General features: G+C 36.4%; 12 protein-coding genes and 1 riboswitch. Of the genes, 3 read left to right on the top strand and 9 right to left on the bottom strand.

The annotated features are described in order from the left end of the window. Position 1: 1 nt before the first annotated feature. The 4 genes from V7S76_RS00775 to carB all read right to left on the bottom strand — a co-directional run bounded on the left by V7S76_RS00775 (position 2) and on the right by carB (position 3,803). Complete coding sequence (locus tag V7S76_RS00775) at positions 2-262, bottom strand: hypothetical protein (protein WP_459508092.1); 261 nt, start codon at positions 260-262, stop codon at positions 2-4. 104 nt (positions 263-366) lie between these two features. Then, positions 367-678 (bottom strand): hypothetical protein, encoded by a 312-nt coding sequence (locus tag V7S76_RS00780; RefSeq protein WP_459508093.1) that lies wholly within the window; start codon positions 676-678, stop codon positions 367-369. A gap of 31 nt (positions 679-709) precedes the next feature. Then, positions 710-958 carry a hypothetical protein gene (locus V7S76_RS00785; protein ID WP_459508094.1) on the bottom strand — a complete coding sequence of 83 codons (249 nt, stop codon included), beginning with the start codon at positions 956-958 and terminating at the stop codon, positions 710-712. A 16-nt stretch (positions 959-974) separates the two neighbouring features. Continuing rightward, entirely contained in the window at positions 975-3,803 is a 2,829-nt protein-coding gene (gene carB / locus V7S76_RS00790; RefSeq protein ID WP_459508095.1) for a carbamoyl-phosphate synthase large subunit, read from the bottom strand. Between the two features lie 177 nt (positions 3,804-3,980). On the opposite strand from carB, the gene V7S76_RS00795 reads away from it, so the two are divergent. Both V7S76_RS00795 and V7S76_RS00800 read left to right on the top strand, forming a co-directional pair. After that, positions 3,981-4,496 (top strand): dihydrofolate reductase, encoded by a 516-nt coding sequence (locus V7S76_RS00795; protein WP_459508096.1) that lies wholly within the window; start codon positions 3,981-3,983, stop codon positions 4,494-4,496. After that, a complete protein-coding gene (locus V7S76_RS00800; RefSeq protein WP_459508097.1) occupies positions 4,493-4,909 on the top strand; it encodes a molybdenum cofactor biosynthesis protein MoaE in 417 nt (138 codons plus the stop codon). The genes V7S76_RS00795 and V7S76_RS00800 overlap by 4 nt, the downstream gene beginning before the upstream one ends. 102 nt (positions 4,910-5,011) lie before the next feature. Here the strand turns inward: V7S76_RS00800 and rplS are convergent, their stop codons facing one another. The 3 genes from rplS to fusA all read right to left on the bottom strand — a co-directional run bounded on the left by rplS (position 5,012) and on the right by fusA (position 8,501). Then, positions 5,012-5,365: a 50S ribosomal protein L19 gene (gene rplS / locus V7S76_RS00805; RefSeq protein ID WP_459489694.1), complete on the bottom strand. Its 354-nt coding sequence runs from the start codon at positions 5,363-5,365 to the stop codon at positions 5,012-5,014. A 129-nt stretch (positions 5,366-5,494) separates the two neighbouring features. Continuing rightward, positions 5,495-6,208 carry an ABC transporter ATP-binding protein gene (locus V7S76_RS00810; protein WP_459508098.1) on the bottom strand — a complete coding sequence of 238 codons (714 nt, stop codon included), beginning with the start codon at positions 6,206-6,208 and terminating at the stop codon, positions 5,495-5,497. 199 nt (positions 6,209-6,407) lie between these two features. Further along, entirely contained in the window at positions 6,408-8,501 is a 2,094-nt protein-coding gene (gene fusA / locus V7S76_RS00815; RefSeq protein WP_459508099.1) for an elongation factor G, read from the bottom strand. Positions 8,502-8,648: 147 nt separating this feature from the next. On the opposite strand from fusA, the gene V7S76_RS00820 reads away from it, so the two are divergent. Next, positions 8,649-9,329, top strand: coding sequence for a ComF family protein (locus V7S76_RS00820; protein WP_459508100.1), 681 nt, complete (start codon positions 8,649-8,651; stop codon positions 9,327-9,329). Between the two features lie 53 nt (positions 9,330-9,382). On the opposite strand, the gene gldJ is transcribed toward V7S76_RS00820, so the two are convergent. Together gldJ and mfd are read right to left on the bottom strand one after the other, a co-directional pair. Then, complete coding sequence (gene gldJ / locus V7S76_RS00825; RefSeq protein ID WP_459508101.1) at positions 9,383-10,624, bottom strand: gliding motility lipoprotein GldJ; 1,242 nt, start codon at positions 10,622-10,624, stop codon at positions 9,383-9,385. A gap of 63 nt (positions 10,625-10,687) precedes the next feature. Continuing rightward, complete coding sequence (mfd, locus tag V7S76_RS00830) at positions 10,688-14,035, bottom strand: transcription-repair coupling factor (RefSeq protein WP_459508102.1); 3,348 nt, start codon at positions 14,033-14,035, stop codon at positions 10,688-10,690. A gap of 68 nt (positions 14,036-14,103) precedes the next feature. Beyond that, a riboswitch (TPP riboswitch) is annotated at positions 14,104-14,199 on the top strand. The last annotated feature ends 81 nt before the right edge of the window (positions 14,200-14,280 follow it).

The following is a 14,280-nucleotide window of genomic DNA, read 5'->3' on the forward strand; positions in this document are numbered from 1 at the left end:
TTTACTTAGGTCTAGTTTGTTGTTTATAGGACTGATGTTTTATTTTAGAGCTATCCGTCCAAATTATTCGAGTTTTTCTTTTTCTGTATTTTGGACTTTGTAATTGATTTGTATCTTCTTTTTTGTCGTATTTAATTTCTTTTTTTAAATATATATCGCTGTGTAATTTTCTATTTAATTGTGCTTTATAATTTGCATGTTGCCCATAAGAGTTTTCAAACACCAATAGGAGCATGCAAATCAGGAATTTTCTGATTTTCATCTTCGTAAATGTTTATAGAAGAATAGTAACAACTAAGTCAATAGTTGTTGTATTCTTTTGGCGAGAAATGATTGATTTTGTTTCTTAAATTATCTTTTGAAAAATTAAGATAATTGGGGAGGGGGTGAAAGGAGCTCTAAATGAATATCCTTAATAAAAAATGCAAAATTGGAATGCTGTAAATTTTTTAAAAGTTTTTCGTTAGAAAAATGAAAGGAATTGTCGGAGTAAAATACGTCCTTGATATCCTCATTTACAGTATCATCTTTGTCGGTGGTTTCATCTTCCAAATCTATGATGGAAAGTGAAGTTGAATCATCCCATTTCATTACATTTTTTTTGACATTAAGCATTAATCCATCTTGGATAAGAAGGAAGCTGAATGTCAAAATATAAAATGCAATGAGTTTTTTCATGACTCTTAAACGCTTTTGTTAGTAAATTGTTTTACTTAATTTCTTCGTAAGGTACATAATCGCCATCATTTGATGGTTTACTTGAATTATTTGTTTTCTTTTTAGGTGGAACATAATCTACATCGATGGTTCCCTCCTTTTTGGCTCTTTCCTTTTCTCGGAACATATTTTCCGATTGGTATTTATGCACTTGAGTAACAATATAACCTTTAAATAAAAATTTAAGTAATGGCCTTATTACGTAAATGAACAAGAAAATTAAACCTAATATTTTTAGCATATCGTTGTTTTTAGAATTAACGACTCAAATACAAATTTCGTTCACCATATACTTTTCGGAAGAATTCATCTTTCAGATCATCAATGAAATAAATAGCTTCTCCTGTTGATTTCATTTCTGGCCCTAATTCCATATTTACGTTCGGGAATTTGTTGAAAGAGAAAACGGGAATTTTTATTGCATAACCTTTCTTTGTAGGGTTGAAATTAAAGTCCTTTACTTTCTTATCACCTAGCATTACTTTGGTCGCATAATTTACATATGGCTCTTGGTAGGCTTTGCAAATAAATGGAACCGTACGGGAGGCTCTTGGATTGGCTTCAATGATGTATACTACTTCATCTTTTACCGCAAATTGGATGTTCAATAATCCTTTGGTGCGTAAGGCAACTGCAATTTTTTTGGTATGGTCTTCAATTTGTTTGATGACATTTTCCGATAAGTCGAATGGTGGTAAAACCGAATGGGAGTCTCCAGAATGTATCCCAGCTGGTTCAATGTGTTCCATGACACCAATAATGTACACATCTTCTCCATCGCAGATTGCATCTGCCTCAGCTTCAATGGCATTTTCAAGGAAGTGATCCAGCAAAATTTTATTTCCAGGAATATCACGTAAAATATCCACCACATGTTGTTCCAATTCTTGTTCGTTAATAACGATTTTCATGGATTGCCCACCTAGAACATAACTTGGACGAACCAATAAAGGATACCCTAATTCGCGGCCTAATAATACGGCATTGTCAGCATCTTCACAAACTCCGAATTTAGGATACGGAATTCCCAAATCTTTTAATAAGCTTGAAAAAGCGCCTCTATCTTCTGCTAAATCCAATGCTTCGTAAGATGTACCAATAATTTTGATACCATATTTAGACAGTTTTTCAGCTAATTTTAAAGCTGTTTGTCCACCTAATTGAACGATAACACCTTCTGGTTTTTCATGTTGAATGATATCATAGACATGTTCCCAAAAAACGGGTTCAAAATACAATTTATCAGCTATATCAAAATCGGTAGAAACCGTTTCAGGGTTTGAGTTGATCATAATGGTTTCATAACCAGCTTCTTTAGCTGCTAGAACACCATGCACACATGAATAATCGAATTCAATACCTTGTCCAATTCGATTAGGACCAGAACCCAAGACAACTACCTTTTTCTTGGTAGTAACCACGGATTCATTATCAACTATCCCATCACTTTGCCCAAAAGTGGAGTAATAATAAGGAGTTTTCGCTTCAAATTCGGCGGCGCAGGTATCTACGCATTTGTAAACGCGTTGAATACCTAAGTTGTTTCGTTTGTCATAAACTTCAGATTCTAAACATCTCAAAGCATGAGCAATTTGCCGATCAGCAAATCCTTTATGTTTGGCTTCTTCTAATAATTCCTTTGAAATAGACGTCAAAGTGCATTTTTCAATTTCTTTTTCAACACGAACTAAATCTTCAATTTGATTTAAGAACCATTTGTCGATTTTGGTTAATTGTTGAATGGTTTTAAATGAAATACCCATTTTGAAGGCATCATACACATGGAAAAGTCGGTTCCAAGATGGATTGGCCAAAGAATGCATAATTGCATCTTGATCTCTCAATTCTTTGCCGTCTGCACCTAAACCATTTCTTTTAATTTCTAAGGATTGACAAGCTTTTTGCAAGGCTTCTTGGAAATTTCTACCAATACCCATTGTTTCTCCAACCGATTTCATTTGTAATCCCAAAGAACGATCTGCTCCTTTGAATTTATCAAAATTCCATCTTGGAACCTTAACAATGACGTAATCTAAGGCAGGCTCAAAATACGCCGAAGTAGTCCCTGTGATTGCATTGGTTAATTCATCTAAATTATAACCAATAGCCATTTTAGCAGCAATTTTTGCTATGGGGTATCCAGTTGCTTTAGATGCTAAAGCAGATGATCGTGAAACACGAGGATTGATTTCAATTGCAATGATTTCATCCGTTTCAGGTTGTAAAGCAAATTGAACATTACAACCTCCCGCAAATTTACCAATGGCATTCATCATATTGATGGCCATATCTCTCATTCGTTGGTAAACGGTATCCGGTAATGTCATGGCTGGAGCAACCGTTATGGAATCACCTGTATGAATACCCATTGGGTCAAAGTTCTCGATGGAACAGATGATAATAACGTTGCCTAGATTGTCTCTTAAAAGCTCTAATTCATATTCTTTCCATCCCATGATGGATTGTTCTACCAATACTTCATGGGTAGGAGAAGCGTGTAAACCTTTGTTTAAAGCTGCATCAAAATCTTTGGGATCATTCACAAATCCTCCTCCGGTTCCTCCCAAAGTGAAAGATGGACGAATGACTAAAGGAAAACCCGTTTCTTGTGCAATCTCTTTTCCTTCTAGGAAAGATCGTGCAGTTCTACCTTTACAAACACCTACACCAATTTCAATCATTTTCAAACGAAATTTCTCACGATCCTCCGTTGTTTCGATGGCTTTAATGTCCACACCAATGATTTTTACACCATATTTTTCCCATACACCAGCCGCATCACAATCGATGGCTAAATTCAATGCTGTTTGCCCACCCATGGTTGGTAATACTGCATCAATTTGATGTCTTTCAAGTATATGGATGATGGATGCACGTTCCAAAGGTTTCAAATAGACATGATCCGCATTCATGGGATCAGTCATAATGGTCGCAGGATTCGAGTTAATTAAAATTACTTCAATTCCTTCTTCTCGTAAGGAACGAGCAGCTTGAGAACCAGAATAATCAAACTCGCAAGCTTGACCAATAACAATAGGACCAGAACCGATAATGAGAACGGATTTTATGGAAGAATCTTTTGGCACAGTGTTGAATTAAATATGATAAAAAGTCTTGTGATTTTTGCAGCTAATTGGCTTAGGCTCAAAAATTGTACAAAGTTAGTTCATCAAGCTTGAATTGGGAAGGAATATTGAAAATAAAATTCTTCTTTTTTCACTTGACAAAAAACTTCTAAGAGCATTGCAAAAAATCCTTTATTTTTGACAATAAAAATAAATGCTGTGGTAAAAATTTTGGTTGCTTGTGATGAAAATAGGGTTATTGGAAAAGATAATGCCTTGATTTGGCATTTACCTGCTGATTTAAAAAGATTTAAAGCCTTAACAACGGACAATGTGATTATTATGGGTCGTAAGACCTTCGATTCCATCGGAAAAGCTTTGCCTAATCGAATTAATATTGTAATTACTCGGCAAAAGGATTATGCCGTAGAAGGGGTAGAAGTAGTTCATTCATTGGAGGAAGCTATTTTAAAAGCCAAGAGTTTGCGCAAGGACGATATTTTTGTGATTGGAGGTGCGGAAATTTATCATTTAGCAATGGATATGGCGGATCAAATTTTATTAACTCAATTGCATGATATTTTTGAGGGAGATGCATTTTTTCCCAAGATTGAGGATGAAAATTGGGAGATTATAGAAAAGGTCAAAGGGGAGACGGATGAGAAAAATCCATATCAATATAGTTTTATCACCTACCAACGGAAGCTCTCATGAACCAAATAGCTCTCTCTTCTGAACCCATAAGAATAGATGATTATTACCATTTATTGCAAAATGATGAAGCAGGTGGTATATGTCTATTTATTGGAACAATCCGAAATAAAAACCTGGATAAAGAAGTAAAAGCATTGGATTTTGAAGCATATTCTCCAATGGCAGTCAAGCAAATTGAGCGATTAATTGATGAAGCAAGAGAGCAATGGCCCTTGAAAAATGTGGTCGTAATTCATCGTACAGGTGCTTTGAATATCGGTGATGTTGCGGTGTTAATTGGTGTTTCCTCGGTTCATCGTCCGGAAGCATTTGCTTCTTGCCAATGGCTGATCGATCATTTGAAAAAAGAAGTGCCCATTTGGAAAAATGAATTTTACGAGGATGGTTCAAATTGGCTAGTACCGAATCCCTAGGAAGAGAGGAGAGTAAGGTAAATTATTTCTCTTAACTATCTTCTCACAAACAAAAAAGCCAACTCTCTCGAGCTGGCCTTTTTTATCAAATAAATTTCAAACCTATTTTTTCTTTTCTTTAACACGAGCAGCTTTACCTTGTTTGCCTCTCATGTAGAATAAACGAGCTCTACGTACTTTACCACGACGTAATACTTCGATTTTATCGATGTTTGGTGATAAGATTGGGAAGATACGCTCTACACCAATACCGTTAGAAATTTTACGAACAGTGAATGACTCACCTGCTCCAGAATTTTTACGTTGGATTACTAATCCTTGGAATACCTGGATACGCTCTTTATTACCTTCACGAATTTTTACGTGAACATTGATGGTGTCTCCAGCTGCGAATTCAGGATGCTCAGCTCTACGAGCGGCATTTTCTGCTTCTACTAATTTAATTAAATCACTCATTTTAATATATTTTGTAAAGTACAACTTTGGTGATTATCAGCACTTAGCGGTCCATTTTGTACATAAGTAAACTGATTTGGGTTGCAAAGATAAGAAAAATGTTTTTAAAAATGAAACAGTTAAAAAAAACTAAATTGATTTTTCCACTTTTCTGACATTTTTATTTATCGTATCCGATTCAATCAAGCCATCTCTCAGGCGTATTATTCGATGGGCGTATTGTGCAATATCGTCTTCGTGGGTTACCATGACAATTGTATTTCCTTTTTTGTGTAATTGATCAAATAAATCCATGATTTCATAGGAAGTTTTTGAGTCCAAATTACCTGTTGGTTCATCGGCAAGTAGAATGGATGGATCATTTACCAAAGCTCTAGCAACGGCCACCCTTTGTCTTTGTCCACCAGAAAGTTCATTGGGTTTATGTAAAGCTCTGTTTTCTAGTCCTACGCCTCTCAGAGCTTCCATGGCTTTTTCGATTCGATCTTTTTTGGAATAGCCTGCATAAATTAAAGGTAAGGCTACATTGTCCAAAGAAGATTGTCGAGGTAAAAGGTTAAATGTTTGAAAGACAAAACCAATTTCTTTGTTTCGAACGGCTGCAAGTTCATTTTCAGACATTTCACTTACATCCTGATTGTTAAGAATGTATTTGCCGGTGGTTGGCGTATCTAGGCATCCTACAATATTCATTAAGGTGGATTTTCCTGATCCAGAAGGCCCCATAAAAGCTACGTATTCACCTTTATTTACGGAAATATTAATGTCTTTCAATGCATCTATCACTTCTTCGCCCATCACGTAGCGTTTAGATATATTGATTGTTTCAATAATTTTCGTCATCGTCTAATTGGTATTAATTTTCAGAGAAATTCTGAAGTTCAAATTTAAATCCAATTATTGAGAAAATGATTATTTTTCTATCAAAGAGCTTTCTGGGGGATGAGTTGGTCTATGGACTGATGGGTGGATAGGTAAAATTTGCCAATAAAAAAGGCCTTCCATTTCTTGAAGGCCTTTTGTTATTTGAACGAATTAAGAATTATAATCCTTTCGCTTTTTTCACTACTTCGTCAGCAATATTTTGTGGAACGAATTCGTAATGAGAGAATGTCAATGAAGCAGTAGCACGACCAGAAGACATGGTACGTAAATCAGTTACATAACCAAATAATTCAGATAATGGTACATCAGCTTTCAAGATAACAGCTCCTTGACGTGAATCCATACCTTTCATGATACCACGACGGCGGTTTAAGTCGCCTGTAATTGGACCTGTATATTCATCTGGAGTAACTACATCAACGGCCATGATTGGTTCCATCAATTTAGCACCTGCACTTTTTGCTGCATCTTTATAACCCATACGAGCTGCTAATTCAAATGATAATGAATCTGAATCGACATCATGGTATGAACCGTGGAATAAACGTACTTTCATTGAATCCATTGGGTATCCAGCCAAAGCACCTGTTTTCATTGCTTCTTCGAAACCTTTTTGAACAGCAGGGATAAATTCACGAGGAATAACACCACCTACGATATTGTTAACAAACTCCAAACCTGGTTTGTCATCATCTCTTGGTCCGATTTCAAATACGATATCAGCAAATTTACCACGACCACCTGATTGTTTCTTGTAAACCTCGCGGTGTTCCGTTGTTTTGGTTAATGACTCTTTGTAAGCTACTTGAGGAGCTCCTTGATTCACTTCAACTTTAAACTCACGACGCATACGGTCAATGATGATTTCTAAGTGAAGCTCACCCATACCTTTGATAATCGTTTGACCAGTTTCTTCGTTTGATTCAACTTGTAAAGTTGGATCTTCTTCAATTAACTTGGTGATTGCTTTTGAGAAGTTATCAGCATCAGCTGTTTTCTTAGGCTCAATAGCGTATCCGATTACTGGTTCTGGGAAATCCATTGCCTCAAGGATAATAGGATTTTTCTCATCAGAAAGAGTATCTCCTGTTTTGATATCTTTGAAACCAACAACCGCACCAATATCACCAGCACCTAAACGCTCGATCGAGTTTTGTTTGTTAGCATGCATTTGGAAAATACGAGAGATACGTTCTTTGTTGCCTGAACGGTTGTTCAACACATAAGAACCTGCATCTAAACCTCCTGAATAAGCACGGATAAAGCAAAGACGACCTACATAAGGGTCAGTTGCAATTTTAAATGCTAAAGCAGAGAATGGCTCTGATTCGCTTGGTTTTCTCAAAACTTCGTTTCCTGTATTTGGATCAGTACCTCTAACACCTTCTTTATCCATTGGAGAAGGTAAAATAGCCATTACATAATCCAACATTGTTTGAACTCCTTTGTTTTTGAAAGAAGAACCACAAAGCATTGGAACAATTTTCATTGAAATGGTAGCAGCACGTAAAGCAGCCAAAATTTCATCTTCCGTGATTGAATTCGGATCTTCGAAGTATTTCTCCATCAAAGATTCGTCAAATTCTGCCACAGCTTCTAATAATTTTTCACGATATTCCGTAGCTTCTTCCATCATATCATCTGGAATAGGTACTTCAGTGAATGTCATACCCTTATCATGCTCATTCCATTTGATACCACGGAAGTTAACTAAGTCAACTACACCTTCAAATGTATCTTCAGCACCGATTGGCAATTGAAGAGGAACTGCATAGCTACCTAACATTTCTTTTACTTGCTTACACACGTTTAAGAAATCAGCACCTGAACGGTCCATTTTGTTAACAAAACCAATACGAGCAACATTGTAGTTGTCCGCTAAACGCCAGTTAGTTTCAGATTGAGGCTCTACACCATCAACTGCAGAAAATAAGAATACTAGACCATCTAATACACGTAGAGAACGGTTTACTTCAACAGTAAAGTCAACGTGACCTGGGGTATCAATGATGTTTACATGGTAATCATTATTACGGTACTTCCAGCCTACAGTTGTTGCAGCAGAAGTGATCGTGATACCACGCTCTTGTTCTTGCTCCATCCAGTCCATTGTAGCGGCTCCATCATGAACTTCACCGATTTTGTGGCTAACCCCAGCATAATATAGGATACGTTCCGTTGTGGTGGTTTTCCCCGCATCAATATGCGCAGCAATACCGATGTTTCTAGTAAATTTTAAATCGCGTGCCATTTTAAAAGGTTGATTATAAATATGTTTTTTTAAACTCAAGCTAAATAATCAAGAACTTGGACAACAAATTTTACTCTGTTCGTTTTAGGTTCTTATTTAGGGGTGCAAAATTACTGAATCTTAATTAAATACAAAAGTTTTTTATCAATGTTTACAAGCTTTTTACATTTGATTTATCCAAGATTGTGTTTAGCGTGCGCAGAGCCTTTACTTTTGGCTGAAAAAAAGATTTGCACATGCTGTATTTTAAAGCTTCCAAGGCCTGGATTGTTCCTTTTAAAACCTAATTGGCTATCGGATAAGTTTGGTGGAATGATTGATTATCAAGATGTTCACAGTTTTTTTATTTTTTCGGAAGGGGCTAAAGTACAAAACGTCATGCATCAAATTAAATACAAGGGTCGAAAAGATTTGGGTAATTTTTTGGGGGAATGGTGTGGAAGTGAATTAAATAAATATCAACATCTCTTTGATTACGATATAATTATTCCGATCCCTCTCCATGAAAAAAGATTGAAAATACGGGGTTATAACCAAGCAGCCTGTATTGCAGATGGAATTTCAAAGAGTACTGGTATTCCTGTGGAATCTAACGTCATAAAAAAAAATTCCTTTACAGAATCCTTGACTAGCCAATCAAGGCAAGATCGTTTTCAGACATTGAACTCGGTTTTTGAAGTTCAAAATAGTCATTTAATGAAGGAAAAACATATTTTACTAGTGGACGATACCTTAACTACGGGAGCCACTTTTATTGCTGCAGGAGAAAAATTGCTTGAAGCAGGAGCCGCCAAAATTTCATTTTTAGCTTTGGCTGCATTGAAATAAAAAATGGGTTATGAAAAATTTATTTCATAACCCATTATTCAAAAATCTAATTCCTATTTATTGGTACCTGCCGCAATCATGGCACAACGGAAACCGATGGTTGCTGTAGAAGAATCTTCGTTTAAGTAACGTCTAGTTCCTGGAGCTAACCAATAAGCCACATCGGCCCATGAACCTCCTTTGTATACACGAACTTTATTATCGATCAATGAATTGTTATTCTTTTTGTCGTAAAGTGATTGTCTATCCAACACATCGTTTCTACGAACAGGATTTAAATCATTGAAATCTTGGAAAGACAATGGACGATACAAATCTTGAACCCATTCGTTAACATTTCCAGCCATTTGATATAAACCAAAATCATTCGGAGCGTATTTGTAAACTTCCGTTGTGATGATTGCACCATCGTTCGATTTACCAGCTATACCCGCATAATCACCTCTTCCTCTTTTAAAATTGGCAAGCATGCTACCTTGACCTTTTCCATTTGGTTGACGTAAAGAAGGACCGTCCCAAGGGTAAATACGTTGATTGCCTTGATTTTCATCCTCTTGTTGGGTACCAATCATGGCCTTCGCCGCATATTCCCATTCCGCCTCCGTAGCTAAACGATAGGATGGTAAAATTCTGCCAGATTCAATGGTTATACGAGTTGGAGTATTTGTTCTGGTGCCAGTCGCTGCTGCTTTTTTAGCTGCCGCTTTACTTAATTTAACAGGTTTGTCTCCGCCAGCCATTTGTTTATTGACTACAGCAGTTCTCCATGTACAAAAGTCATTGGCTTGTTTCCAAGAAACCCCTACGACAGGGTACATACGAAATCCTGGGAATCTCAAATATTGCTCTACGTAAGGATCATTAAATGCCAAATCATTTCGCCAAACTGTGGTATCAGGAAGAGCTGATTCATAAAAATCTTGTGTAGAATCTTTTTGAACCGAATACAAATATTCCAAATAATGAACATTCGCAATTTCCGTTTCATCCATGTAAAAAGATTGAACAGAAACCGTTCTCTCAATATTATCATGCATGCCTAAAACATCTTCTTCCAATGAACCCATGGTAAATCTTCCACCTTCAATGAATACGAGATTCGGGCCAATTAACTGTCCACTGAATTTTTTATCTACTTGAAATCCGCCTTTTTGATTGTAGGCAATTCCGGTGGTTGTCGATTTTCCACCAATTTTAACGCTACTTGGCTTACTATTCTTTAATCCACTTGGGCAAGAAGTTAGTAGGAATAAACTTGCGATGATAACGCAACCCAATTTAATTTTAGCAATCATTTATATTTTCTTTACGATCTTATTCTAAAAACAAAGGTAGGCATTTGATATAATTGCTCAAAATTAGCCCAAAATATCCACTAAAATAGTATTTAATTCTTGAATACTATAAATTTTTTCAATTTGTAAAATCAATTTCCCTGATTTTTCCCTCAATTGACATTGATTTTTTCTTTTATTAACGAACCCAATCACCTTCGCAACGATGTTATTGGTTAGATTTTGATGAGCTTCTGATGAAACGAAATGCAATTTTAAATTATTGCCTTTCAAAAGAATTTTTTCAATTCCTAAGACCTGTGCCTTCCATCGAATTTTTACTAATTCAGTCAAATCTTTCACTTCTTCAGGCATAATTCCAAAACGATCTTGAATTTCTGTAACAAATTCATGTAAACTTTTTTCATCCTCAAGTTCATCTAATCGCGTATACAAAGCCAATCTTTCCGAAATACTTTGAATATACGTTTCTGGAATTAACACGCGTAAATCGGTTTCTATTTGGCAATCTACTTTCAACGTTTCCGCAACTTGATTTAAATCTGTTTCAAACAATGCCCTAAACTCATTTTCTTTTAATTCTTGAACGGCTTCATCCAAAATTTTATGGTACATATCATAGCCCAAATCATTGATGAATCCACTTTGCTCAGCACCCAATAAATTACCCGCTCCTCGAATATCCAAATCACGCATAGCAACCTTAATTCCATCTCCTAAATCAGAAAATTCCTCTAAAGCACTCAATCTTTTTCGTGCATCGCTTGACAAATTAGAAAGCGATGGCGTGACCAAATAACAATAAGCTTTTTTGTTGGATCGACCTACTCTACCACGCATTTGGTGTAAATCAGAAAGTCCAAAATGATTGGCATTGATGATAAAAATGGTATTAGCATTGGGTATATCCAAACCTGATTCAATGATATTGGTCGCTACTAAAACATCATAATGTCCTTCAATAAAGTTCATCATGACTTTCTCTAATTTATCTCCGTCCATTTGTCCATGAGCAACCCCAATTTTTGCATCTGGAACTAATCGTAGAATTCGGTTCGCCGTACTTTCTAATTCTCCAATTCGATTATGGACCACAAAAACTTGTCCTCCTCTTAATAATTCTTCCCTAACAGCATCACGCAAAATCTCATCACTTAAAACAACCAGTTTCGTTTCTACCGGTTGACGATTCGGTGGCGGAGTAGCAATGATGGATAAATCTCTGGCGCCCATGAGCGAAAAATGCAGGGTTCTTGGAATAGGCGTAGCTGTCAAGGTAAGTACATCCACATCGACCCTCATTTCTTTAAGTCGGTCTTTTACTTTTACACCAAACTTTTGCTCCTCATCGATGATCATCAATCCAAGGTTCTTAAAGCTGACATCTTTGTTGACCAATCGGTGCGTTCCAATCAGAATATCGGTTACACCACTCGCCACCCTAGCAAGGGTTTCTTTGATTTGTTTATCCGATTTAAACCGATTGATGTATTCTACTTTGCAAGGAAATGCAGCAAGTCGGTCATGAAAAGTTCTAAAATGTTGCATGGCCAAAACCGTCGTTGGGACCAATATGGCCACCTGTTTGGAATCTGCCACTGCTTTGAATGCGGCACGGATGGCAATTTCTGTCTTCCCAAAACCCACATCACCACAAACTAACCGGTCCATTGGATGCGGTTTTTCCATATCTGCTTTCACATCGACAGTTGCTTTGGCTTGATCAGGGGTATCTTCGTAAATGAAGGAAGATTCCAATTCTGCTTGCAAATAGGTATCTGGTGAAAAGGAAAAGCCAGGAGCAGATTTTCGTTTGGCATAAAGAGCAATTAGTTCCTTTGCAATATCTTTTACCTGCTTTTTTACCCTAGATTTTTTATTTTCCCACTCGGGCGATCCCAATTTGGACATGCTAGGAGGCGCACCTTCTTTTCCGGAATATTTGGAAATTTTATGCAATGAATGGATTGAAACGGATAAAACGTCATCATCACGGTAAATCAATCGGATGACTTCTTGTTCACCATTGGCTGTGTCAATTAAATTTAATCCAGCAAATCGGCCGATACCATAATCTATATGAGTAACAAAATCACCAACCTGTAGACTTCTCAGTTCTTTTAAGGTCAGTGCTTTATTTTTAGAAAATTTATTTTTCTCTTTGAAACGATGAAACCTTTCAAACAATTGATGATCTGGATAACAAGCTATTTTTTGATGTTCATCAATAAAACCTTCTCGGAGCGAAATTAAAAGAGGTTTAAATTGAATACTGGTATTTATTTCATTAAAAATAACTTCTAATCGTTCCAATTGTCTGGGCGATTCAGAGCAGATGATATTTTGGTATCCAATCGTTTGATTATCCAATAAGGTATGGGCTAATCGTTCAAAATCTTTTTGAAATGAACCTGGATTTTTGGAAGGATATTGAATCAATTCCACATTTTTTCCATGGGCTCTTTTTCCAAATTCAATGATTGTGAATTGTTTTAATGCCTGTTGGACATCTTTTTTGGTATCCCAACGCTCCTTAGGTTCATGAATCACTTGGATGTCGCCGCTGTTGGCTTTGATTTCCTCAAAATCGGCATGTGCTTTTTCGAAAATTTTATCGGCAATGTCTACTAAAGATTCTTGATCTTTTAACCAAATACACGTGTTTTTGGGTAAAAATGAAAAAAAACTTTCTCTGCTTTCTTGAATTAGTTTGGTCTGTACATCGGGGATTAAATGCATGGCAGAAACAGAAGTAATCGACAATTGAGTTTCGGGGTGAAACGTCCGAATGCTTTCTACTTCATTTCCAAAAAAATCTAAACGGTAGGGATATTCAGCAGCATATGAAAAAACATCTAAAATGCCCCCTCTGACGGAATATTGTCCTGCTTCGTAAACAAAATCGCTTCTTTCAAAATCGTATTCATTCAACGTTTCTGCGACAAAATTGATATCGATTTTATCTCCCACTCGAATGGATAGGGTATTTTTTACCAATGATTTCCGATTGATAACTTTTTCGGTCAATGCTTCTGGATAGCTAACTAGCCAAAGTGCTTGTTGGTGATAATTGCTCAATACATTCAATACTTCGGCTCTCATCAAAACATTGGCATTATCTACCTCTTCCCATTCGTATGGTTTTTTATGCGACATGGGAAAAAGCAAAACCGAAGAATCTCCAACTAATGCTTGTAAATCATTCACTAAATAATGTGCTTCCTCTTTGTCTTGGCAAATGATGAAATAGGGATTTTTATTTTCCAGGCTTGCCATTAATACGGCATCGAGGGAACCACAAATTCCTTTTATATGGAATCTTGAACCTACATTTGCTGAATGCAATTGCTCGGAAATCGTTTGAATAATTCCGTCTGATTTGTACTGTGAAATAAAATCTTTTACTATCATATTTTCCTCTACTAGGCAAGATTTTTTCGTTCGGGCTTGCAAAGGTAGGAAATTTTGTATCTTTGTGCATCCACAAAAAGGGGTGCCCGATAAAAAGGGCTGAGATTATACCCATTGAACCTGATACGGGTAATGCCGTCGAAGGGATTTTGTCGAGTTTTTAGCGCTGAAAACTCAAAAAAATCATCGATGTTAAGGGTGTTGTGTTAAATCAGACAGGATTTGACTCCTTTACCTGTTGTTAA

This window comes from Aquirufa sp. ROCK2-A2, from assembly GCF_054558485.1.